The organism is Chryseobacterium lathyri (assembly GCF_030812195.1).
Lineage (GTDB): Bacteria > Bacteroidota > Bacteroidia > Flavobacteriales > Weeksellaceae > Chryseobacterium > Chryseobacterium lathyri_A.
Genome location: NZ_JAUSSF010000003.1, coordinates 1 through 26,207 on the forward strand (window position 1 = coordinate 1; position 26,207 = coordinate 26,207).

A 26,207-nucleotide genomic window follows, 5' to 3' on the forward strand; every position below is an offset into this window, starting at 1 on the left:
TTTTTCCACTACTGAAGTTTCTGCCCATTTCTTAGGGTCTAATTGATTAAAAGCTTCTTGTGCTGTCATTTTAAGTAATTTTTTTTTAAATCATTATTAATTAATGATATTCATTCGGTTTTTATGTTAATTTTTTTTTACCTAATAGCTTTCCATATTCTTTCCATATTTTGGTCTATCATATGTTCTGTAACTTCAACATTATCTTTAAGCTGTACCTGAACCAACGCAATAACTGCATTATAAATAAATCGGATTAACAATACAATATTAATAGGTTTAAATGATCCGTTCTCAAGTCCCTCAGCCATAAGGTCTACAGACTGCTGATAATATGTTCTTCCCAATTCTGTAATTTCTTTTGATATATATGGTGAATAATTAAGAGTATTCACAACAAAAAAATGAGTAGGATTGTTTACATAATAATGATGTACTTTTCTACCTAAGATAAAAAAACGATCCTTGTAAGAGGCTTTCATCTCTGCGTCAGAAAGATCGATCGCTTTACCGAATGATTCTTGAATATGCAAAAATAGCCCTTCAACTAATTCATCCTTACTTTTAAAATGTAAATACATTGTTCCCACGGCAACTCCAGACTCTTTTGAAAGTTGGGCCATTGATGTCTGTTGCAGACCCTGTTCTGAAAATAACCGTAACGTTGTCTTTACAATTTGAGTTTTTTATTGTAACTATTACTCTATTGATATTTAACCTTATAGTTTATTCATATTTTTTACACATGAATTAGATGGAGTTCCTACTTTTGTTAGAACCTTATTCTTATATTCTTTAATTTTAATGCTATGAAAAAATATAGTTTAAAGTTTAAGAACCTTGTTTCATTGCAACAAACAGCCGCCTTCCATTATTCCTACATTGAGTTCATCACCTGTCTTCCAAATTCAGCATAATGCACAAGGTCAATTTATCAAATCACGCAGATAAGCCCCTTCCTGATTTTCGGGGTTGCAGTGAGCATACAATTTTATTTTCCTTCCTTAGGTGAAGCAAACTCTGCATTATATTGATAAAATCATAGAAAGATCTGGTCATTTCTTCAGTAAAAACCAACTTCGATGCCATGAAGGTTGTCGGCATTGGAAACAGTTGTAAGGAATTGGTAATAAATAATATTTTTTTCATTTGTATGTGTGTGTTGTATAATGGAAATTTTCTTAACTATCTTATTGAAAAATGTCAAATAAGGTTTATACAATATTACAGATATATTAATTTCACTAACAACAATTTGTATTAACAAATATGGAATTCATGTATAAAGTTCAATAGATTTATTTTTTTGTTTAAGTGACGTATTTTACAAATGAATAATAGTGATAATCAGGTCATTGGCATTATTTATAAGTGATCAAATTTGGAAATAATTAATTATAAATATCAGAAAACATGCACCCAAGATTATAAACATATATATTTGCATCGAAAATAATGAAAAAAATTTAAGATACTTTTAAGTTTCCACTCACAAAAAATATTAAAATTAAATAAAATTCTAGAACTTTTAATTTTTCTTCCTCAAAGAAATCTTTAAATAATCATCCTCTAAAACTAGAAAAACACAACAATGAAAAAACTATTATTATTTTCATTTTGTCTGATTTTTTTTGCCTGCAAACAGCAAACCTCAGAAGTAAAAAAAAAAGAAATCGACAAGATGATCATCCTGGCCACAAAACTTTCTTCACCAGCCAACCCGGCAATGGATTTGGATAAGGGAATAGCCCTTTATACAGAAGCTGAAAAAAGATCAGAAGCCATAGGATATAAAGAGGGATTGATGTCCAGTTGTAAATATCTGATGAAAAAGCTTATTGATGGCAATGGAGATAATGAAAAATCCCTTACCTACGGAGAAAAAACAGAAAAACTGGCTCAGGAACTTAATGATGATGAGGCTCTTGCAGAGGTTCATGAATTTAGGGGTTCAGCTTACCGGAATTTAGGGCTGAATAGCGAAGCTTATAATGAATTTCAAATAGCGCTTTCCTATTACAAAAAAAATAATCAGCATCTCAGATCATCAAGTACTTATTTAAAGTTAGCAAGCTATGCCGAGGCTACCAAAGCCCCGCAGGATACACTTCTGTCTTATTTCAAGAAGAGTTTATACGAAATAGAACGGCTACCTGATAATGATAAAAATATTCTTAGTATGGATGAAAAATATTATATGCTTTCTTTTATCCATATCCAGATAGGTATGTTTTATACCGGCATTTATAAACCACAGCAGCCTGAATTGGCAGAAAAATACCTTCTGGAAGCTTTACATATTCTGGAAACTAAAAAAATTAAAACATTATCTAGCAAAATAATTCTCCTAAATGCATTAGGAAGCTTTTATGAGTATACACAACAGCCCCAAAAAGCAATCCCCTATTCCACTGAGGTACTGAAGCTGGAAAAGAAAAGTAAGCATGTCAATGAAAGGCTAACTGCCTATATGGTACTGGCCAACTCCTATGATGCCCTTAAGAGTAAAGATTCTACTTTACGATATACTCAGTTATATTCCGACCTTTCCGACAGTATTTCGGTCATCCAAAAAAAAATAACAGATAACACTCTCAAAGATATCAGTACACAAAAGGACATTTCTTACAATAACAGCATTTTCAAAATTCTTACCAGCTCCATACTAGCAATTTTTGTGGTCATTTTTATCGGGGTATTATATCTGAGGCAAAAAAACAGAAAAATCAGGAAGAATTATGAAAAGCTGGTTGAAAAGCTCAATGTAAATACATCAAATACTGAGAACACTACTAAAGTAGAGAAAAAAGCACCTACATTTACGCCTATTTCAGACGAAACTCTGGCTTCTATACTTTCCAAACTGAATAAGTTTGAAAGTTCTGACAAATACTTAAAAAAAAATATAAACCTCAGCTCCCTCGCCCATTCATTGAATACCAATCAGAGATACCTTACCGAAATCATCAAAATCCAAAAAGGGAAATCATTCAGTAATTATATTAACGGATTGAAAATCGAATATATAACTCAAAAACTATATAATGAGCCTCAGTATCTAGAATATAAAATAAGTTATCTTGCAGAAGAATGCGGTTTTGCATCCCATCAGGTATTTATAATGGTATTCAAGAAAGAAACCGGGGTCACTCCTTCCTATTTTATAGAAAATCTAAAAAAGAACAAACAAACTCAATTATAAAATTCAGAAAGACTTCAGACAGAAATATTCATAAAACTTAAATCCTTACTTATAATAAGTTTTGAAGTTAAAATAAAAAGCAGAGCCGAAATTTTCGGCTCTGCTTTTTATCAATGTCTTATATTTTGTGTTTTAGATCTTGTTTGTGTTTATTTTGAATGATAAAATGAAGAACCTTAAGTCATCTGAGCCTATTGATTCATATTAAACATCTTCTTCCACTTCGTTACTGAATTTCTGCTCAGCATAAAGTAATCTGCCAATTCTGTATTATTTAAATTATTTTTAATTTGATAATCTAAAATTTCCCGGATTTCAGATATGTCATAAGAACGATGCTTTTGATTGAAGGTATTTTTTTTCTTGCTTTCTTTTCCAAATAATAGTTCATTTAATTTTATAATATCGAATGTTGATAATTTTTCTTTTCGTAAAATCTTTTCACATGATTTTTTTATGAGGAAATTTTTTGGTGATGATATCAGTGAAAATCATTTTGTAATCAGGACTTGTTTCTTTCATGTTGTATAAATTTTGTTGTATCCTTCAGACGAGTTAGGATCTATTTATAGAGGGATGTTTTAGAAATTCTATATTCGTTATAATCCGTTACTTAGTTTTTTTTCCTGTTTTTACTAATTCTAATATAAAATCAATGACATGTGTACAGATTTTTTATAAAAACAGACAGGAAGCAGTTATTTTGTTTTCGCTTTTAGCATTAATAGATGGGAGTATTAGTAGAGAATAACACACTGAGAATATAATCTGAAAATAATACCCAAGAGTCTCGACTACTTCATAAGAGCATCTGCAAACACAGCTTTTATCTCTTCATCTTGACATTTAAAAAATTTAGATGCCTTCCACCCGTTCTTCCTATTTTTTCTATTGGTCATCCTATGTGAATCTCTTTTCAGGTCTATCATTTAAAATATTTTTCAGTCTTTTAGTGTTTAAAAACAGTATAGGATCTCGTAACAGTTATTCTACAAAAACAGGTATTGATACTTTGGATCTATAACCGGATTTTACCATTATTTCTAAAAGTTCTTTTTTACTTTCTCCAACAATCCTGTTATATTTTTTCCATGGCATAAAGCTTCGGCCAAAGCAGAGTATTTCCTATCAAAACTACCTGGCCGAAGATGGCATCAATTAAAATCTATGGTTTCCAAAATGTTCATACTTTTCCATTATAGGCAGCCAATTGCCTCTTTACAGTATCATAAACCATCATTCCTTCAACAAAATTAGCAGGTAATATTCCTAGAGGATTTCCTAAAGCATCTAATGATGTTCAGGGTATGTTATTAATTTAGGATCAGTAAACTGTATCTCCAAATGAGTGGATTCTATAGGACTATTAGTTTTTTCATTACTTTTAATAATACTGAAACTTAGAGTATCACCTTTATTCAACTGTATTTGGAAAAAATATTTTCCAGTAGATAACAGATTTTGGGATTTAAGTTCAAAAATTTCTTTATCATTGATATTTACAATATACCTGTCTTTTGTTTTGTTATCCTCTGCTACAGATGTAAGGCTGATTTTGTAAACACCTTCTTTTCCTATAACTACCTCATTATCCTTCAGGGAAATTTCTTCTGTATTGATATTGCCCATGCTCATATCTGAAAGTATCATTTTCTTCTTTACCCCTTCACCATCATAACCTACTCCATCAAAAGAATAAATGGGATTTTTATCAACAATTTCGGCTTTTGCTACATTCTGTGCATGAGTAAAATTAAAAAGACTGATTAAAAGAGATAAGGTCATAAGCTTTGGATATAGATTTGTATATTTCATTATTCTATTTTTTTTATTATTTTTCAAAATCTACAGGCTATGGTTTCCAAAACGTCCATACTTTTCCATTATAGACAGCCAATTGCCTCTTTACAGTATCATAAACCATCATTCCTGCATCCGGATTTATAATATTCAGGTGGGGACTTGCTACTCTGGGTAATATCATAGCTTTGTCATCATCAGCCAGCACCAAAATTCCTTTTGTAGTGTCCGTTCCACCAGCTGAAGGGCTTATACAGATTTTGGCACCAGGAAACTCTTCCTTATCATTGCCTTGAATATCCAAACCTGCACTTCCTGTGGTATCCACGGTCAGATCAAACCATATATTGGTGTCTTTTAAATATTTCAATTTAAAATCTGTAGCATCATAAATAATGGTTCCATTTTCAGTAATTCCGGATTTATCGGTAACATATGGAAGAATAATCCCTTTATTTTCGTTCTCTCCAAATTCAAGGGATACTGAAGTATTGGTAACATTACTCTTACTGATGGCAATCTGAGCCTTCAGTCCGGTAAGCAAACATAAGAGTATTGATATATATACTATTTTTTTCATAATTAATATTTTTCATTGTTAAACTTAGGTAATAAGCAGCAGGCGATACACCTGCTGCCTTTTCATTTTATTTTTAGTCAGGACAAGTTTGTGTACTTATACAATGCCATCCGAATGTAACTCCATCATCTTTAGAAGTATACATTTTCAGACATTTATTGGTTATATCATACACCATCATTCCTTCAACAAAATTAGCAGGTAATATTCCTATAGGATTTCCTAAAACATCAAAAGCTAGTCTGTTTGGCACAAAGCCCTTAGTTTTAGCTTCTATTACCAGCCATGCTCCTTTACGTACTGCCGGCCAGTTATCAGCCTGAGCCTGCGCTCTATTTAATGAAGTAATTCCTACTTTACTGATCAAGGCAGGTTTCTCTGGAGTTGCAATAGCTCCAGGTCTATAGCAATAACCAATACATGGTTCTGTACCCCAATCCACATAATAGTCTTCTACCTCTCCATCAGGAGCAGCAAGATAACTTCTCTCATCGACTGATGTTGCCGGATTATCACTAAAGTTACTTGTTGTAAGACGCAAACGAACAAAACTTCTTGTAATAACCATCCCGCATACAATTGTTGAGTTATCTACCCAGGAAAGCGTAATTGTTTGTTGTGATGTAGATGATGTTACAGACTGGGTGACAGCTTCTGCCGATTCAAAAACTCCATTATGGTTCCAGTCGATAAATCCATACAAATAGGCTGTATTTCCTGTATCATTGGTCACTGGTATATCCAAACTATAAGTAGTTCCCATTGTTTTCACTGGTAATGTTCCTGTAAAAGCATCTTCATCATCTATTCCACCATCGCCATCATTATCATCACCCAGTGCATCATTACCACTTCCTGTAATAGTAAATTGAGGACCATCGTCACTATCTGCAGCAAAATTTCCAAGTTTCAGTGGATTGTTTGCCTGACTATATTTAATTTCATGACTTGCTTTATCCCCAAGGTTATAGTTATTATCAAGATCTCCGTAATCAAAAGCCGTGTTACCACATACCGGACCTACAGATGGAGGACCTGTAAAGTTATATTCTACCGGACTGTTTGTACAGCCGCTACAACCATCACTCCCCTCAATGGTATGTCCCACATAACCATATCTATCATTCCTGTCTTTAACAGATATTGAAATATGTCCACCTGTCTCTACATAAATCATCTTACCTGGAACAATCTGTGATCCATTATCCTTTGTTGCGGCTGTTAAAGTATAAGCTGATGTAGGATTAACAACTCCTTTTTTACTTCCGTCATTATCACCACTACTATAAATTCGGTTTTTATCGGTAATTACGCTAAATAATGCTCCGTAAGAGTCATGATTATTAGCAGATATCCAAATTACCTTACCAATAGATTTAGTAACATCTGTCTGGTCACCAATTGCTTCGGGCTCTTCATTCATAATATTAACAGGACGCCATGTCGTTGCATTATTTGTATGCCCCAGTCCCAGCTGACCGACAGCATTATTTCCCATTACAAATGCATTTCCTTCGGAATCTCTCAAATAATAAGCAGCCGAAATGTCATTATTAATATCCTGCTGCTTTACAGGAAGAACAATTCCTGATGGTGCAGTCATTCTGGTTGCAAAATTTTTGTTGGCAGCAGGAAGACCATCTCCTAAAAACACATTGCTACCCCATGTATAAAAGTTATTCCCATCTGTAGCAAGGGCTGCCCCTCCTGCAGTTCTGATATCCTTCATACCTGTAAGCGGCGTATTTGCATCCGTCATTACCTGATGCCATCCAGGTGTCATTATATTACCATCTCCCTGCACAGCATGTCCCACCGTGTTAGAATATACCCAAACTTCTCCCAGTTTTGTTAGTAGCATAAGAGAGCCTATTGCGCTGTTACGTCCTGCATCAAACATTTTTATATTTGCTGCTCCCACTCCTGAGGGTAATGCTACTTGTGTCATGGCTCCATTGAAGTTAGAAAATACCATCCCTGGTGCCCCCCATACATATAACCCCGCAGAAGAAAGCAACATATATTGATGAGCTCCATAAGTGACCCCTCCATAGCTATTCGAATTTTGATAAGAAGCTCCCGTTACCATCAGGGGAACACCAGCAAAGTTAAATCCGTTACTGCCGGATTCTACTTTAATAGGAATTGGCTGATTAACTCCACTACCATTGGCTGAGTTTCCGAACACTACGAAACTTCCGTTTGCAAGCTTAGCAATGGTAGCATGAAATAATGCCTGTATAGGATCTATTAATCCCAAACGATTATCTTCATTGGTACATGGTTCTTCTACAGCCGGCGGAGCTACAGGCAAAACATAGTCTTCCACTTCTCCTGTTAAAGGAACTGAATAAGCTCCTGTGCTGGTACCATCCCCTATAGATCGTTCATCTACACTGGTCGTTGCTGTGTTATCCGAAAGCGCTCCATTCGTAAGACGAACCCTCATATACGTAGTGTTACCCGTTGCTGTATAATTAGCAAGTGGCCATGTTAATTTAGTAATATAATTACCTGAATTAGCAGGTATTGCTACAAAGGTATATTCATCAGATGAGAAACTACCATTACCGTTCATATCTATCCAGGCATGGAGTGTGGCTGATGTGGTAAGTGTATTCTTCAGGTTAATCAAGGTACTATATTCTGCACCTGAATAAAGAGTAGGCAAAGGTAATGCAATACCATCTTCATCCAGCCCGTCTCCATTTGTACCATTATTATCTGCACCAGCAGATACACTATGTACATTTGTTTCAATATCTACTGTATTTCCAATCATCAGGTCAGCTGAACTTAAATGGCGCGCAGGTACAGAAGCCCCGATGAAATTTTCCTCATAATAAACCGGGACATCCCCAAAATCAGCTTGATTTGTCACCTGTATTGTGTGGTCTTCCACTTCACCATTATAGATAACAGGCACCGCTGCATATTCTCCTGTATTGAGACCATCTGCAAGAGCACGTTCATCAACAAGCGAGCCAGATGCACCTGTAGTAAAATCTGTAAGTATTCCTTCGGATAGCCTAAGCCTCATATAAAGCTTGCTTGGGCTTCCTGAAATTGCAGATTGTGCATTTGTCCAATTAAGATTTACAAAACCGTTATTGGTTCCATTAGGCACTGCTATAATTGCAGCTGCTTCTCCAGCTTCAAAGCTTCCACTGTTATTAAAATCAATCCAGCCATATAGGTTTCCAGATACTCCTGTATTATTGGTAACCTGTACACGTACTGAGTAGCCATAGCCTCCATTTCCATATATTGGAGATAGCTCAACCCCATCTTCATCATCTTTTCCTGTATTGTCATCTCCTAGGGCAGTCCCCGCCTGTATTTGTTTATTTACTTCATAATCCGCCGGGTTATTTCCTATATATAATCCACTACTCACAGCTTGCCTTGCAGGAGCCAGGACCCTAGCTCTACCAGTATCATATGTATTGGAAACATCACCATAGTCATATGCAGTGGCAACCGCCAGCCTGTAGTCTTCTATTTCTCCTCCATAAGGAGTACCATATATACCCGTATTAATACCATCTCCCACAGAACGTTCATCCAATGTAACACTGCCATTATCTCCCATTATAGTACTTTCTGATATACGAAGACGCATATATAAGCCATTGGTTCCTGCTGGAATGGTATTGGATACTGCACTGCTCCATGACAACTTTGCAGTCTGCTGTACTGAAGAATTAGGTACTACCACTGAAGCAAGCTCAGAGAGTTCAAAGTAGCCATTATTATTAAAATCAACCCATCCATAAAGCGTTGTAGGAGAGTTTGTATTATTGAATACATTTACAGTGGAATAATATGCTGTTCCCTTATAAACCGGCATAAGTGTTGTAATACCATCTTCATCAGAACCATCCCCATTATTTCCATTGTTATCTGCATTTGGAGCTACAGAACTTGCTGTGGATTCAATATCTACGGTTTCGCCCAATCTTAATACTGAGGAAATAGCCTGTCTAGGGAATATATTGACCCCACTCTGATTTCTGCTGTAACCATCCGGAGCATCTCCGTAATCAAAGATATTGCTTACCACATTAAACCTGTAATCTTCTACTTCACCAGATCCGTTATTCGATCCAAAACTACGGGTATCAATAAGTGCTGCATTTGCATTATTTGTATTATTACTTACAACATCTGAAAGTCTAAATCTCACATAAGTTTTCCCTGCTGCTAGAACTCCTGTGGAAGCAGTGGTATTACTCCATGTTAAGGTGAAATTGCTAATGGTTCCCGGTGTAGCAAAAACATTTGTGGTAGCTACTTCATTACCATTAAATATACCATCTCCATTAAAGTCAATCCAACCGTATAGATACTTTGTACCACTAATTGCAGTACTTACGGGGATACTTATTGTAAACGGGGTTCCACTTGTAACAGTACCAGGCACAGATAATGCATCTTCATCTGCACCATCTCCGTTCGTACCATTATTATCTGCTCCGTTAGCGACAGCAGCATTGATCAATTCATAATCTACTGATGCTCCTAAATAGAGGTCAGGATTAGGACTATTTGTCTGGAATGCCGGATTACCATTTTCATAGGATACCGGAATATCTCCATAATCCCTAACTACAGTCAACTGGTAATCCTCCACCTCACCAAGGGCTACCATTCCATAGGCTCCCGTTTGCAATCCATCCCCAATAGCACGTTCATCAACATTTGTACTGCTTATATTGTCTCCTATTGCCACTCCTCCTTCTGCCTGTATAAGCCTTACCCGCATATATATCTTTTCTGTATTGGCAGCAATAGCTGCAGTTTGTACAGCAGTAAAAGGAACCTGTACCATATAAGCCCCGGGAATAGCCGTATAAGAATATACCTCTCCAGCTTCAAATCTTCTGTTATTATTGAAATCTATCCAGGTAAGCAATGTTGCATCTGCTCCTGTATAATTCTTCACCTCTATAGAATAAATATTTTCCGCTCCAGGTTTCATATATAATGCACTGCTTATCCCATCCTCATCAGTACCATCACCATTTGCATTATTATTATCACTACCCATGGAAACTGAAGAGGGTGCCGTCTCATGATCATAGAAACTTCCTAAATATAAATTTGAAGTACTGAAATTTCTTGCAGGCTTAAAGTTAGCAGGCTTATTTGTACCATCTTTATCCATTTCGTAGCTTTCAGGGGCATCTCCGAAATCATACTGAGAAGCTCCTACTGAAAACCTGTAATCTTCTACTTCACCAAGAGCCGGAGACGCATAAATACCCGTATTTCCTCCATCTCCTATGGATCGTTCATCTACACCTGTAGTAGAAATATTATCTGATCCTGCAGTTTGAGTAAGTCTTATTCTAACATATAAATTCGTTACACCTGCAGAAATCTGACTGGTTTGTGAGCTTCTGAACCAAAAGTTCATCAAATTTTCACCAACACCTACTGCCTGGTAACCATTAGTGGTGGCTGTAGAGGTAGGATATGCCGCTTCATTTGCCTCAAATCTGCCATTATTATTAAAATCTATCCAGGCAATAATATTAGACGCTGTATTGGCACGAACTGAAGTAAAGAAATTATAAGGAGCTCCTCTAACAATTGTAGATACATCAAAACCATCTTCATCGGCTCCATCCCCGTTTGCATTATTGTTATCAGCACCTGCTGATACACTTTGCGCATTCAGTTCATTATCTACAGTTTTGCCTATCAGATATGACGAACTGGCAATCTGTCTTGCCGGGTAAGGAACATTCGAATTATTCAATTCATATCCAGCTGGCGCATCCCCAAAATCAAATAAATCTACAGACAACTGATAGTCTTCCACTTCTCCATAGAGAGCTAAAGGATTATTAGCAGCATCTGCTGTCGTAACAGCTCCGTTACCAATACTTCTTTCGTCTACTTTTGTCGTTGTTGTTGCATCAATTAAATTTAAATGAGACAAACGAAGTCTAAGATATATTTTTGAAGTCCCATTGGCAATGATTGCCGTCTGTGCAGCCGACCAGCTGAGTACCATAGAATTTAATCCTATTCCCGATGCAGAGGTACTGGTCATTTCATTTGCCTGAAAACGACCATCTCCATTTAAATCCAGCCAACCATATAAATAACTGGTTCCGGGTAACGTACTTGGTATATTTACAGGAACATTAAGAGTATAAACAATTCCACGGCTTACACTTCCCTTTTCAGTAATACCATCTTCATCAATCTGCCCGATTGCATTATCTCCCGCCATATTATTCTCACTTGGTGAAACCACAGATCCTGGTACAAATTCTATATCAATAAGCGAACCTATACTATATCCCGGCAGTTGAGTATGAAGTGCAGGTAAAGGTGTGTCAGAATTATTAAGTTCAAAACTAGCAGGTACATCTCCATAGTCAAAATTAACAGTCACTCCTATCTGATAATCCTCCACTTCACCAAAGGCAACAGTAGGTTCATTTGCAGCAACCGTATTTGATGATGCGCCGTTACCTATGCTTCTTTCATCAATAAGTGCTGCGTTAACTCCTGAGTTATAATCAATTAAGGATCGGTCTGAAAGCCTTACCCTTACATAAAGCTTAGCAGCTCCGGGGGCAATGGTCAGGGTTTTTGTTGTGGACCAGGAAAGCTTTTGGATAGTAGCACCAGTAGTCGTAATTGTAGGAACTACATCCGATATCTCTCCTACCTGGAACTTCCCATCATTATTAAAATCAATCCATCCATATAAATATTTTGTAGTAGTTGTAGGATTATTAACCGAAACATCTAAGGTATATCCTATTCCCTTGGTAATAGTCATAAGGCCTGAAAGTCCGTCTTCATCTACTCCATCTCCATTAGTTCCATTATTATCAGCACCTGTAGCAGCACTGCCTGGAGAACTTTCTGTATCCAGAAGAGTTCCCATAGTAAATCCTGAAAGCGGAGCATGCAAAGCCGGTAAAGGATTTCCATCCTTGTCATTCTCAAAGCTAGAAGGTACATCCCCATAATCGAATGTATTGGTTACTTGTATCTGATAGTCTTCCACCTCTCCTCCGGCTATTATACCGTTGTCCGCTGCATTACCTGTGGAAACAGCACCGTTTCCAATGCTTCTCTCATCAATAACAGCACCCCCACTCGCCGCTGTCGTAAAATCCTGCAATATTCTGTCGGAAATCCTAAGCCTCATATAAAGCTTAGTGGCTCCTGCTGCAATGGCAGAGGTCTGTGTCGGAAGCCAGGTAAGAACCTGGGTACTGTTTCCTGTAGCACTGAAAGCAACCGTTGCAAATTCTCCGGCTTCAAATTTTCCATTATTGTTGAAGTCGATCCATCCGTATACATATTTTGTTCCAGAGGGATTGCTAACCGGTACGTTTAAAGTATAAGGTATTCCTTTCCTGATCTGGTTGGATGCAATATTGATGGCATCCTCATCGACACCATCTCCGTTGGCTCCATTGTTATCTGCTCCGAAGGAAACACTGCTAGGAGTAAGCTCAGAATCTGGAAGCACACTTCCTAATAAAAAATTGGGAACAGGGGAATGTGCGGCAGGTGCATACACTCCGTCCTTGGTGAAATCATAAGAGGAAGGAACATCACCATAATCATAAATAGCTGAAGTAACACTTGCCCATCTTGTACCTACTGTGATCCCATCTACTTCAAGGGTGGGTGCATTGGCTGCTGTTCCCTGTACTAGCGTAATATATGAAACTGAGGTCATATCCGTGGCGGTCCCGGTGTGAGAGATATCCGCTGTGGAAGGTTCATTTCCTGATGGGGGATCTACATATAGTTTAACCATATCATTGGCTGCTCCTGCAATCTGTTCGTACTTCAGAACTACCCTGATATTAGTATTAAAAGGTCTTACAGTTGATTCATAAGCTACAGTTCCCGAGGATCTCATCACTCCAAAACTGAACCCTGTACCATTTGACCGGATATATAACCGGGCAATATCATTCAGGGAGATGAAGTAATCTCCTGTAGCCTGTGCAGCAGATACATTCACCACAGCACTGGCATATACCGCCGGTGTTGCCGCATTGATTGTTGTTGCTGTAAAGTTTCGATAAACATCCTCTCCATTTTTTGTCAGTGTTACCTTATTCCCAAAATCATTGGCAATAGTACCTGCCCTCGAGAGGTTTCCGTTAGACACAGCTATGGCAGGTGTTCCTGCTGCAAGCTGTAACCAATTGGCATTTGTAAGCAATGTACCGGAAACATAATTGAAACTCTCTGTCAGCAGATTCTGAGACTTTACAGCAGTCAAACTACTGAAAGCCATCAAAATAATCCATGCCGACCGAGAAGTATATTTTCGGACATCATAATAGGTTGATTTTAATTTCATAGAAAATAAATATTAAATAATTTTTTAGTCTGAATTTCAAATAAAGACCAACAAAGAATCAACTCACTAATAATGAGTGTTTTACAAGTTGAAATTTGATTCTGTTATTTTGAAGTTTAGACCTGCGCTTTTCAATCATTATATAACCCAAATCAGAAATGTCTATAATATTGATTAATAGACTTCCGTCGTTGCGATATGTGTTTTTCAGGCACTTATTCTTTGTAGGCCTGTAGTTGATTTTAGGGACTTTGTGTATGAATGATACCTGTCCGGATGTTGTCGAGAAATTATAGTAGGTATGTTTTCATCTTTTTGTGTTTTGTATTTTTTAATATGTCTAAAAATTTCTAAAAGGTTTCTTAGAATTCTCAGTAGCCGTGATAGGCGAAAACTATGATTATATCAATATATCCAAAACTACATTGAATTCTATAGGAATAATTAGGGGTATTCGAAACAATAATTTTTGGCAAAGGTACATTGAACCCTATCAAAATCATAAATATATACTGAATGATTTCGGAAATAACAAAATACTCATTTTATCACAACTAACTGATTACATTGTAATTATGCTATTAATTTCTTTCACTCCTATTACATCAATTCAGCTTTTATATAATTGTTTTTTTAATACTTGATTCTAAAAAAAACAGTTTAGTAGAATTGATTTACAAATGAAATCAATGGTTGCAAAAAAACATATTTATTCAATGATCGGACTTCAAAAAAGGGAAAAAATGTTGAAAGCCCTTCAAAATATCAATCAACATTTTCCAGATTCTACCCTATTTCCTTTTTCAATTTTATATGATTGGGGTTTTCTTGTGTTAAAATGGCATCGTAAAAAGTATTAAATGGATTAATACAATTTAAGATATTCCGAATTTCTTACTCTATTTAATGTTTTTTCTATTTAAAATTTCCTCATCAATATTGACATTTCAAGAAATATTAATATTAAATTTCAATTTTATGTGAAATAAAACACAATTATAACACAATACGATTGTATATTAGTGTGAAAACAAAACCAATAATCATCACAATATGAATACTGAAAATTTTAGTACCCTTGAACTGCTTCGAAAACAATTCAGGTATCCGTTCCCTATCTTAAAAAACCCTAATGCCGAGCAATTACAACAGCTCACTGAAAATCAGTGGATCGATGGAGAATATCTCTGGCTGTATGAACAGAACCCCGATCTTCGAAAAAAGTACAAAAAAACCAAAACAGCACATATTGCGGCGCAATGGTTTCCAACAGCATCCCCCGAAAGATTCAAACCCATCTGCAGACTGATGCTGTGGACCCTATACAATGATGATCTGTATGAAGAAAGTGAACCTGAAGATATAGGATATGTACACGCCCAATCTATTGCCATACTAAAGGGCGAGATCAATGCTGAGGACTCAGGAATACCTTTAGGCCCTATGTTGGCTTCATTAAGAGCCGAACTGTTGGAGTTTATTCCGCAGGAATCAGTGGCCCGCTTCACCCAAATGATCAGCAGGTATTTTACAGGATTAGAAACCGAATTAAGATACAAGAAAAATAAAGCTTATCCCAGTGTGAGCGAATGCATTGCTTTACGTGAAAATTCTATTTGTTTGTATCCTTTTCTACAGCTTACAGAATTAGAAACAGGAATTGTACTTCCACAAGAGATCCACGAGCATCCCGTGATCATTCGTTTACAAACACTGGCATGCCACCTAGTTACTTTTTTCAATGAAGTACAATCTGTATTGAAAGATGAAGCAACCGACAGTATCTATTACAATATTGTAAAGGTGATTCAGCATGAACGCCAGATGTCCCTAAAGGAGGCCTGTCTTGAGGATTTGCGTCTTCACAACGAAGACCTGAAAGAATTTGTAGAATTACAAACCTCTCTCCCTGATTTTGGAATATGGCAGGATGCAGTGGTCAACTGGGTTCATTATATGAGCATGGTACTTAGTGGATGGAAAAATGTATCTACAAAGCAGGACCGCTACAATGCCATGGAATTTCCAGAAGCAAGCGAGCTAAAGGAAAAGTTGAACCAAGTTCGATAAGACTTTAAGCAAAAATATTTTTTAATCTAAAATACACAATAATGAAACAATTGGACATACCAGTTTTACAATATTCCTGGGCTTATAAAGTTGCACCTTTTGCAGAATCATTCTATAACGAACAGAATGATTGGATTGATACAGACTACCAGTTTATATCTGAAACAACGAGAACTAAATACAAAAGAAATAATCTGGTACAGGCGGCCTCATATATGTTTCCCGCCACCAAAACCATAGAACAGATGCGACCTATTGCAAGATTTATGGTCTGGCTAACCTTATATGAGGATTATTATGAGCTTTGTCCTGTAAAAGAATTAGCTTCTGTCAGAGATGATATTATGAATGTGATGCTGGGCGAAGATCCCAGACCAGGTGATATCGGATTATTGAGACAAGTTGCATTAAGCAGAGATGAGTTCCGTCCTTATGTTAACAACAATTGGTTTCAACGTTGGGCAGATTCTTTCCATGACTATACTACTTATGGAATTATGGAGGAAACTCCCTATAAATTAAAGCAGGAGTTTCCAACATTAAGCCATCTGCTCCTAATGAGTGAATATTCAATCTCTATCTATCCTTATGCTGACCCCGTTGAACCGTCTATGGGCTTTATTGCACCGGATTCTGTTTCAAAACACCCTGTTACTAAGCGGTTGAAGACACTGATGTCCCGTATTATGGTTATCCAGAATAGCTTTGCATCTATAGAGAATAAATTGGCAATGAGACCGGATGTGCTCAATATAATACTTGTCTTAAAAAATCAATATAAAATTTCATTGGAGGAAGCCTGTATGGAAGCTATGCAGATGCATGATGACTATGTAAGGGAATTTGTAGAACTAAAAACTAGCCTCCCTGAATTTGGTGCTATTCAAAAGGATGTAGAAAACTTTGTACATCATATGACATTGATGATCTCAGGGTTGGGAGCCTGGTACCATTCGGGAAAATCACCTCATTACGAAGTTCCGGGAGCATATCCCAGACCGGAATATACTCAGCAGGGATAACTCCAGAAAAACAAATCAACAATACCAGAATAATATACCGGCACTGAATTGAATAAAATTCGAACCTGAGTTGATAGGATACTCAACAAGAATAAATTTTTAATTAAAATAAATATGAAACAATCAGATGTTCCTGTTTTACAATATCCATGGGACTATAAAATTGCTCCTTTTGCAGAATCATTTTATGAGGAGCAGAATGACTGGATTGATAAAGACTACCTGTTTATGTCCGAAGCCACAAGAACCAAATACAAAAAGCATGGCTTGGTACAGGCTGCATCGTATATGTTTCCTGCCACCAAAACAATGGAACAGATGAGACCTATTGCAAGGTTTATGGTTTGGCTAACGCTATATGATGACTATTATGAAGTTTGTCCTGTAAAAGAATTAGCTCCCATCAGAGATCATATTATGGATATAATGCTGGGAGAAAACCCGAGACCTGAAGACATCGGGTTACTGAGACAGGTTGCATTGAGCAGGGATGAGTTCCGTACTTATGTTAATGATAATTGGCTTCAACGTTGGGCAGCGTCTTTCTATGATTACACTACTTATGGAATTATGGAGGAAACTCCTTATAAATTAAAACAGGAATTTCCGACACTAAACAATCTTCTACTCATCCGTGAATATTCAATCTCTATGTATCCTTATGGTGACCCTGTTGAACCATCTATGGGTTTTATTGCGCCGGGCGCTGTTTCAAGACATCCTGTTATCAAAAGGCTGAAGATGCTGATGTGCCGTATCATGGCTATCCAGAATGATTTTGCATCCATAGAAAAAGAATTGGCAGTGGACACTGAAGTACTCAACATCATACTCGTCATGAAATACCAATACAAAATCTCATTGGAAGAAGCCTGTATTGAGGCTATGCGTATGCATGATGATTATATCAGAGAATTTGTAGAGTTACAGGCCAATCTCCCTGAATTTGGCTCTATTCAAAAGGATGTAGAAAATTTTGTACATCATATGACATTGATGATCTCAGGACTGGGTGCCTGGTATCATAAAGGCAGCTCAACCCGCTATAAAGTACCGGGAGAATATCCGAGACCCGAATATGGGCATCAAGTAATATAATCAAACAATAAGTCCAAAACTTAAAACCGAAAACTTGATAATGCAAAACATCATTCACATCCCGAAGCCTGCTTATCCCTGGCCTACAGTATACAGTCCGATCAGTGAAACTTTTTATAAAGAAGAAAACACCTGGTATGACACGGATTATGGTTTCATGAGCCCGGAATCTATAAAAAGATACAAAAAGCAAAGACTTGTTCAGGTAGGGGCTTTTATGTCCCCTACCACTTCCGACAGGGATATTTTTCGCCCCATTGGTAGATTTGCAGTCTATGTAACTACTTTCGATGATTATGTTGAACTTATGCCGCTGGAAGAGTTAAAAGTTTTCAGAGACCGGATTTTTGAAGTAATGACCGGGGAAGATCCCCAACCTGAAGAAAAAGGGATACTCCGCCAGATGGCAGCAGCAAGAAAGGAATTTATGGACAACGGAATGCCACAGTTCTGGATCGACCGGATTGCCACCAATTTTCATCGTTTCATTACGTATGGTATCATGGAAGAAACTCCTTTTAAATTCAACAAAACCGATCCATCACTTGCCCGCTATCTGATGATCCGTGCCTATTCTATAGGTATGGTAACCTATGGTGACCTGATAGAGCCGGCTACCGGCTTTGCACTCCCAGTCGACATTTATAATCATCCGGTTATTCAGCGCTTGGTAATGCTTCTTGCCACTATTATTGCCATTCAGAATGATTACGCGTCGATAAGAAAGGAAATGACTATAGAATCGGAAAGATTCAATATCATATTTATCTTACAAAATGAGCAGAACGTATCATTTGAAGAAGCTTGCATTGAGGGGCTGAGAATACATGATGAATTTGTAAAGGAAATGGAATCTTTATCTATATGCCTACCCGATTTCAGCCCTTATCAGAAAGAAGTGGAAAATTATGTCTATCACATGAAACTTATGGTAACTGGTTGCAATGCCTGGTACTATGAAGGAGGGACACAAAGGTACTTCCCGGATGGCTTTGCAGTAACCCCTGACGGGCAAAACCCAATACTTTTGGATTTTGAGGTAAAACATATCTCCAGGGAGTAGAAATGCTATAAAATGTCTTGGGACAAATAATGACAACTAAGTTTTTAATAATGTAATATAATAACTATGAAAGGAGAATTGATACTTCCACAATGCCGTTATCCGTGGCCAACTATTCCCAGCCCAATTGCCAATGCTTTTGATGATGAAGAAAAAGCATGGTACGATAATGACTATATCTTTATTTCTGAAGAGGGAATAAAAAGATGTAAACCTCAGTTTCTATCGAGGGTCGCTACTTATATGAACCCAACATGCGACAGCATGGACCGCATGCGTCCCTGTGCCAGATTAATGATCTATATTACAATATTTGATGATTTTTTTGGAATGACCCCTGCAAATGAATTGAAAATAATGGCAGACCGTGTATATGAAGTGATGATGGGTCAAGATCCACACGAAGATGAAATTGGCATTTTGCGCCAAATGGCGGCGGCAAGAAAGGAATGGCTGGCTAATGGCATGCCACAGTACTGGATAGACCGTGTCTCCATTAACTTTTATGAATTTATCATGTATGGTATGATGGAAGAAATCCCCTTCAAACAAGCTGAAAATAGAACCTATCCCTTACTTGCCCACTATCTTAGTTTCCGAAAATACTCTATAGGAATGTGGCCTTACGGAGATCTGATAGATCCTTCAGTTAATTATGCATTACCTGTTCATATTTACAATCATCCTATTATACAGCGTTGCAGAGAACTATTATCTCTGATTATTGTGATCCAGAATGACTTTGCTTCTCTGAAAAAAGAAATTGAAATAGATCATGAATGTTTAAATATTATTTTTATTCTAAGACATCAATACAAAATTTCTTATCAGGAAGCCTGTACAGAGGCTATGAAACTACATGACGCATATGCTCAGGAGCTTGATGATTTGCATCAATCTCTTCCAGACTTTGGCTCTTTTCAAGAAGAAGCATATAATCATGTTTATCATATTAAATTGCAAATAAGTGGCTGCGCTGACTGGTATTATAATTCAGGTACAAGCAGATACGAGCATAAGGCATTTATTGTACCTCAATATGGTAGAGAAGGTGATGATATTATTATTCCACACAGTATTTTTATAAAGGAATAGCAAAAAAAGTGATTCTCTTATACAATCTGTTACAATGATAAACTATCTTCTTTCCAACAAAAATTCACTTTACGAAAGAAGGACTATATGTGGATAGAAAACGGGAGAAGATCTCATATAGTAAGAGAAAAAAGAATAGATAATTGTTTTGACATTTTAATAAAATTTATCCATCAAACTTATGAAAACTGAGAAAACACACTATCTGCAATAATTAAATTTTTAATAATATAATACAATAGCCATGAGAGAAGAATTAATTGTTCCTAAATGCCATTACCCCTGGCCTACAGTGAATAGCCCTATTGCCAATGCTTTTGATGATGAAGAAAAAGACTGGTATGATAATGATTATACTTTTATTTCCGAAGAAGGGATAAGAAGATGTAAACCTCAGTTTCTATCGAGAGTTGCCACCTACATGAATCCTACCTGTGACAGCATAGAATGTATGCGTCCCTGTGCCAGAATGATGATCTATATCACCCTTTTTGATGACTATTTCGGGATGACTCCTGCAAAAGAACTGGAAGTCATTGCAGATCGGGTGTATGAAGTAATGATGGGTGAAGATCCACGCGAAGATGAAATCGGCATTTTGCGCCAAATGGCAGCGGCAAGAAAGGAATGGCTGGCTAATGGCATGCCACAGTTCTGGATAGAGCGTATTTCCATCAATTTTTATGAATTCATCATGTATGGTATAGCAGAAGAGATACCTTTTAAGCAAGCTGAAAACAGAACATATCCTTTGCTTGCCCACTATCTTAGTTTCCGAAGATATTCAATCGGGATGATGCCCTATGGTGATCTGACAGATCCGGCCATTAATTACGCATTACCCGTTCATGTTTATAATCATCCCATTATACAGCGTTGCAGAGAACTTCTATGCCTGCTTATTGCAGTTCAGAATGACTTTGCTTCTCTGAAAAAAGAAATTGAAATAGATCATGAATGTCTTAATATTATTTTCGTTCTAAGAAATCAATATAAACTTTCTTACCAGGAAGCCTGTACAGAAGCAATGAGAATACATAATGCCCATGCCCAGGAACTAGACCACTTGCATAATAATCTTCCTGATTTTGGTGAATTTCAAGAAGCAGCATACGATCATGTTTATCATATTAAACTGCATGTTAGTGGCTGTGCTAACTGGTATTATAATTCCGGAACCAGCCGATATGAACATAAAGCATTTATTATTCCACAATATGGTAAAGAGGATGATGATGCAATTATTCCACACAACATTTTTGTAAAGGAATAATAAGACACTTCAATTGGTTATACAGTACAGGATTCAGGAAACTGCAGGATCTATTGTAAGTAACAAGGATCTGTAGGCTTTATTCAACATAAATGATTATACACAATGATAACCCGTTTGACAAATTTATTTTAAAAAAAACTATTCATCAAACCTATGAAAACAGAGAGAAAATTAACAATTAATCCAAAGGATTTTTTCCCTCCAGGATACTATCCCTGGGCCGATGGTTTTTCGTCCCCTACAGAGCTTATGAAAAAAGCTGCTGATGACTGGTATAATCATGCCTACAGTTTTTTGTCTACGGAAGCAAAGGAAAAATACAAAGAACAATTTCTTCATGTAGCCGCTTCAAGAATGACTTCTGAAGCCGCTTCAATTCCGGACGAACATATCATACCTTGTAACCGGTGGATGATCTGGATGACGGTCTTTGATGACGTCTACGGTCTTTGTTCTCTAGAAAAGCTGGAAAAAATAAGCATCCAAATAAATTCGATATTTCAGGGAAGAACTCCTGAAGCTCACGAAGACGGACTGTTTCATGAGGCTGCTATAATGCGGAATGAATTCATGTCTTTTCTTCCTGAAGAATGGATGCTTCAATTTATAGAGAATATGAATACTTACGTGAAGTATGGCCTTATAGAGGAATGCCAGTATTCAAGACTCGGAAAAATACCTCCTCCTTATTTGTTTTAATTTCATTCGCACGATATCTATCTAGTACGAAGTGTGTATCATTCACAGACTAGCTTTATTTAGAAAAGTTTGAGAATCAAACAGCTTAACGCTTTGTGTAAAAGCAAAACTGAAGAAATATTCTAGTACACTATATAATTATACCATATACTTACACATTATTTTTATTCTTGCAAGAGATTAAGAAAGATACAAATAAAAAGGTGCCATCAGTGATCAATAGTACCTTTTTTATTTTCTGCCTTGTAACAAATATCCATTTTGTTACCGATATATATTATACTTTGCTATATTTTTATTGTTACCCTATAGTGAGCATATTATACCCCACTTCCCGAAATATCAACCTGCCCTATTGCTTCATCATATATCATATAATAGAATGATGGAATATTTTTCATATTTATTAATATTTTTTATTGAGTTTTAAAGCTTTCGGCAATCCATCCAGATAGCCCAGAACACCATTGGCATCAGCTTACAGCGATGAAAGGTTGATCCTTAACGGTTGATTTTGTACTGTCAGGTTTTGTAAAAATAGCGTTAACCATTTGATGCTTCGGAAGCTCCCGTACTCTTTCGATCCCATTGACATCAAGAATTTCAGTAGGAACACCCGTGTTGATTCCTACCTGACCAAAAGCCATTGTAGATAGGAACTAAACTAATCTTTTTCATGATTTTAACTATAAATTAATAAATATTTTTTCATCATTGGCCCTCCCTTATTGGGGATCTCTATTTTTTATTATGCATACAGACAACTTTATATTATTTTAAAATGACTTACAATATTAACAACAAACTTTTGCAGACAAAAAAAATACTTCTTACTTATACTCATTATCATACTCGAATATACTCAAAGCACATAACCTAATTATCCCTAAATTAAATCATCATTCAGATTCATTTAAAATTAATATACCCATACATTTTTAAATATCTAACCCCATATCAAAATGAATATCAGTAAGAGAAAGGCAAAGCTCAAAGGGACAAATAATCATATGTACAGGTATATGACTTGAGACAAAGAAAATGATAATGGTCAATAAAAAATACAAAAGATCCCTGCATGACTTTACCTGCAGATAGAATCCCTTGCCTTGATTATATAATTGATGGATAATATCTGTACATTCTGTCCAAATTCCAGCAGTAAAAACAGTAATTTTTTATTTAAAAGAATAATAAAAATGTAAAGAAATTCAATCTATATAAGTTTTATTTAAATCACTTGACACAATTTTATAAATGAAGTCATTTAAACTTTTTATTTTTATAGAATTTTTTCGGAGCAATTACCATAAAGGCTAAATAATTGAAAGATTTCCAGCTAGGCATCGTAGTATCTCTATCTGCAAGGTGCTACATTAGGAAAATCGATAGTAGGTTCCGCCCAACTCCAAGTATGAATATCTGTTATTTAGTGATTGAAAGAAATTGTTTTTAAAGGAACCTTCCTTAGATTGTTTTTCTTTAAACAATTCATATCACTAATTATGGTAGAAACTGCAGTCACCTGTTGGCTAACATCCATTCTCTCCATGAAATCAATCTGTTTTAAGATATCTTTTCCAAATCAGAAGTATAAAGTAAATTTGACTACTGTATTACTAAAGCAGAGATAAGCGAAGCATTAGTTTTAATATTAGCATTTATAGAAAAATAGTTTTTTTGATCATTAGGATACAAGAAATATTATCATTATCGGGTAGTTAATATTTTCTTTGACAAACCTATACACATAAAAGATTTACTGTCATTTATTAAAAAATAAGTGTTATATATTCAGAAAAAAAACACCATTAAAAAAAAGACAACCTACACCTATACATACTTCAATATACTTACAGAAATACATAGTAAAGTATATCATTTTTACAACAATACAACAATACAAAAATTCAACACTTATACATTACACAAAGTAAAATATCAACATATTTCAAAAAACCAAATCAATATTATGACATTAATAAGATATAATTATTATATGCACCACTCCTACACCGTGCTGTCTTATGATTCAAAAATTCTAGAGTAAGCACCAAAGAAATATTACTTTTTTTTCAGAAATTATAACACAATACTCATATCATTATAACAGTAAATTTATAATTTCGCAGAGATCTTACAACAGGTAGTCAACTTTAGATAATGAATAAATTAAAATTTAATTCCAAATAACAATCCCTCTTAAAAACACAAACAAATGACAAAATTTAGCGAACTTATTTTCCAATACTTCCCGATAGATACATCAAGAGATATAGTAATCTTTTCTAGATAAAAAAATCAAAATCAGATTAATCATTTACATACTCTGACTTTAAAATTAAGGTCAGAAGTGATAATATATACTCTATGAATATATCAAGGAATATCATTAAAAATTTATTGTTATATAATAATGAAAACCAGATTCTCTATGGTCTTAACAGCCTATCAGGAAAAGAAATAGCCGAAAAAATAATAACCGTTGCCACCAGCCTAAAATCTACAGGAAAATTTGATTGTGGAGATAGGGTGATTCTGATTATGAATGATTCACCTGAATTTATTTATTCATTCATATCTTTAATATCCATCGGATGCATTCCCGTTCCTCTTAACCCTTTAATTCAGAATTCGGAATTAGAATATATCTTACTGGACTCTAAGGCAACAGGTGCTATTATAGATAATCACCAATATCTTAGGCTTTATCATACTATACATAGCTCATGCCACATTATAAATGATTGCATCATAGTAAATAATCCTTCAGTAAAAGAATATGGCTCAATAAATTATTTGCAGAAATTTTTATCTCCTCAAAATTTCCCTGCCGTTTCTTTGGAATTGGAATTTGAATATGCAGAAAATAATCCGGTTGCTTTCTGGCAATATACTTCCGGAACTACCGGTAATCCAAAGGCAGTACAGCACAGACACCATACTATGCTTACAAATACAGAGCTATTTGCACAAAAGACATTGGAAATTGCTAAAGAAGACATCATACTATCCGTTTCCAAAATGTTTTTCGGTTACGGATTAGGAAACAGTCTGTTTTTTCCGTTGCTCACAGGAGCTTCTGTGGTAATTGATGAAAAATGGTTCACAGTTGATCATCTGAAAAAAAACATAAGACTTTACAAACCCACTATTTTATTTGGGACCCCAAAAGTATATTCGGAAATTCTTCATCAGCATGAGAACTTTTCAAAAAATGAATTCAATAGCATAAGATTATTTATATCCGCAGGTTCTTCCCTTCCGGAATCTATCATCAGAGAATGGAAAGCAGTATTTGATAAAACGATTATTAACGGAATCGGCTCTACAGAAATAGGACATATTTTCATGTGCAACCACCAATTAAGAGAACAAAGTAAAAATTCATCACTAGGTCTTCCCGTTCCCGGCTACCATATAAAAATAAGCAGGATCGACACGCCCGATGAAACAATAGAAAGCTATGGAGAGATAGGTGAACTGTGCATTTATCCTCCAAAAAGCACACTCAGTTCATATTGGGAAAAAGAAGAAATCAATAAAATAAAATATAAAGAAGGTTGGTATTTTTCAGGTGATCTGTGTTCTCAAAATAAAGATGGCTCCTACATCTATCACGGTAGAAAAGACGATCTGTTTAAGGTAAATGGACGCTGGGTAAATCCTATTGAAATAGAAAATTATGTGTTACAGAACTTCAGGCAGGTAGATGAATGTGCCATCAGCTATTATCTGGATGATGATGGTCTTGCCAAGCCAGTATTATATCTGGTAGAAAAAAACAGAACAGCCAATGATGTCCTTTCTGAAGAAATTCAAAAAAAACTGTCAGAAGACTTCCCCTCCTATAAACGTCCTTCCAGAATTTATTTCATAAAAGAATTAACAAGAAATAGCAATGGAAAAGTAATCAGAAAAAGACTGGAAAACAATTTAACATAACACA

The 26,207-nt window shown here is 35.8% G+C and carries 15 protein-coding genes; 9 read left to right on the forward strand and 6 right to left on the reverse strand.

The window, feature by feature from the left end:
• Positions 1–137: 137 nt before the first annotated feature.
• Together J2T03_RS15210 and J2T03_RS15215 are read right to left on the reverse strand one after the other, a co-directional pair.
• On the reverse strand, positions 138–677 hold the full coding sequence (locus J2T03_RS15210; protein WP_307221101.1) for a TetR/AcrR family transcriptional regulator: 540 nt from the start codon (positions 675–677) through the stop codon (positions 138–140).
• 262 nt (positions 678–939) lie between these two features.
• Positions 940–1,149 (reverse strand): hypothetical protein, encoded by a 210-nt coding sequence (locus J2T03_RS15215; RefSeq protein WP_306846715.1) that lies wholly within the window; start codon positions 1,147–1,149, stop codon positions 940–942.
• A 442-nt stretch (positions 1,150–1,591) separates the two neighbouring features.
• Here J2T03_RS15215 and J2T03_RS15220 point away from each other — a divergent pair, with 442 nt between their 5' ends.
• Positions 1,592–3,202: a helix-turn-helix domain-containing protein gene (locus J2T03_RS15220; protein WP_306846717.1), complete on the forward strand. Its 1,611-nt coding sequence runs from the start codon at positions 1,592–1,594 to the stop codon at positions 3,200–3,202.
• 1,290 nt (positions 3,203–4,492) lie between these two features.
• Here the strand turns inward: J2T03_RS15220 and J2T03_RS15225 are convergent.
• The 3 genes from J2T03_RS15225 to J2T03_RS15235 all read right to left on the reverse strand — a co-directional run bounded on the left by J2T03_RS15225 (position 4,493) and on the right by J2T03_RS15235 (position 13,935).
• The gene (locus J2T03_RS15225) at positions 4,493–5,017 is read right to left on the reverse strand and encodes a hypothetical protein (RefSeq protein WP_306846719.1); all 525 of its coding nucleotides are present in this window, start codon (positions 5,015–5,017) and stop codon (positions 4,493–4,495) included.
• Positions 5,018–5,054: 37 nt separating this feature from the next.
• Positions 5,055–5,582 (reverse strand): hypothetical protein, encoded by a 528-nt coding sequence (locus tag J2T03_RS15230; RefSeq protein ID WP_306846722.1) that lies wholly within the window; start codon positions 5,580–5,582, stop codon positions 5,055–5,057.
• A gap of 73 nt (positions 5,583–5,655) precedes the next feature.
• Complete coding sequence (locus tag J2T03_RS15235) at positions 5,656–13,935, reverse strand: GEVED domain-containing protein (RefSeq protein ID WP_307212344.1); 8,280 nt, start codon at positions 13,933–13,935, stop codon at positions 5,656–5,658.
• 1,053 nt (positions 13,936–14,988) lie between these two features.
• On the opposite strand from J2T03_RS15235, the gene J2T03_RS15240 reads away from it, so the two are divergent.
• From J2T03_RS15240 to J2T03_RS15270, 7 genes are all read left to right on the forward strand, one after another.
• A complete protein-coding gene (locus J2T03_RS15240; protein ID WP_307212346.1) occupies positions 14,989–16,005 on the forward strand; it encodes a terpene synthase family protein in 1,017 nt (338 codons plus the stop codon).
• A 41-nt stretch (positions 16,006–16,046) separates the two neighbouring features.
• Positions 16,047–17,027 (forward strand): terpene synthase family protein, encoded by a 981-nt coding sequence (locus J2T03_RS15245; RefSeq protein ID WP_306843931.1) that lies wholly within the window; start codon positions 16,047–16,049, stop codon positions 17,025–17,027.
• Between the two features lie 114 nt (positions 17,028–17,141).
• The gene (locus J2T03_RS15250) at positions 17,142–18,125 is read left to right on the forward strand and encodes a terpene synthase family protein (RefSeq protein WP_306843929.1); all 984 of its coding nucleotides are present in this window, start codon (positions 17,142–17,144) and stop codon (positions 18,123–18,125) included.
• Positions 18,126–18,165: 40 nt separating this feature from the next.
• The gene (locus J2T03_RS15255; protein ID WP_306843927.1) at positions 18,166–19,188 is read left to right on the forward strand and encodes a terpene synthase family protein; all 1,023 of its coding nucleotides are present in this window, start codon (positions 18,166–18,168) and stop codon (positions 19,186–19,188) included.
• Between the two features lie 78 nt (positions 19,189–19,266).
• Complete coding sequence (locus J2T03_RS15260; RefSeq protein WP_306843926.1) at positions 19,267–20,283, forward strand: terpene synthase family protein; 1,017 nt, start codon at positions 19,267–19,269, stop codon at positions 20,281–20,283.
• A 244-nt stretch (positions 20,284–20,527) separates the two neighbouring features.
• Complete coding sequence (locus tag J2T03_RS15265) at positions 20,528–21,556, forward strand: terpene synthase family protein (protein WP_306843925.1); 1,029 nt, start codon at positions 20,528–20,530, stop codon at positions 21,554–21,556.
• Positions 21,557–21,712: 156 nt separating this feature from the next.
• Complete coding sequence (locus tag J2T03_RS15270; protein WP_306843923.1) at positions 21,713–22,258, forward strand: terpene synthase family protein; 546 nt, start codon at positions 21,713–21,715, stop codon at positions 22,256–22,258.
• 473 nt (positions 22,259–22,731) lie between these two features.
• Here J2T03_RS15270 and J2T03_RS15275 read toward each other — a convergent pair whose 3' ends face one another.
• Positions 22,732–22,905: a hypothetical protein gene (locus tag J2T03_RS15275; RefSeq protein ID WP_307212349.1), complete on the reverse strand. Its 174-nt coding sequence runs from the start codon at positions 22,903–22,905 to the stop codon at positions 22,732–22,734.
• A 1,723-nt stretch (positions 22,906–24,628) separates the two neighbouring features.
• Here J2T03_RS15275 and J2T03_RS15280 point away from each other — a divergent pair.
• Entirely contained in the window at positions 24,629–26,203 is a 1,575-nt protein-coding gene (locus tag J2T03_RS15280) for an AMP-binding protein (RefSeq protein WP_307212351.1), read from the forward strand.
• Positions 26,204–26,207 lie beyond the last annotated feature (4 nt).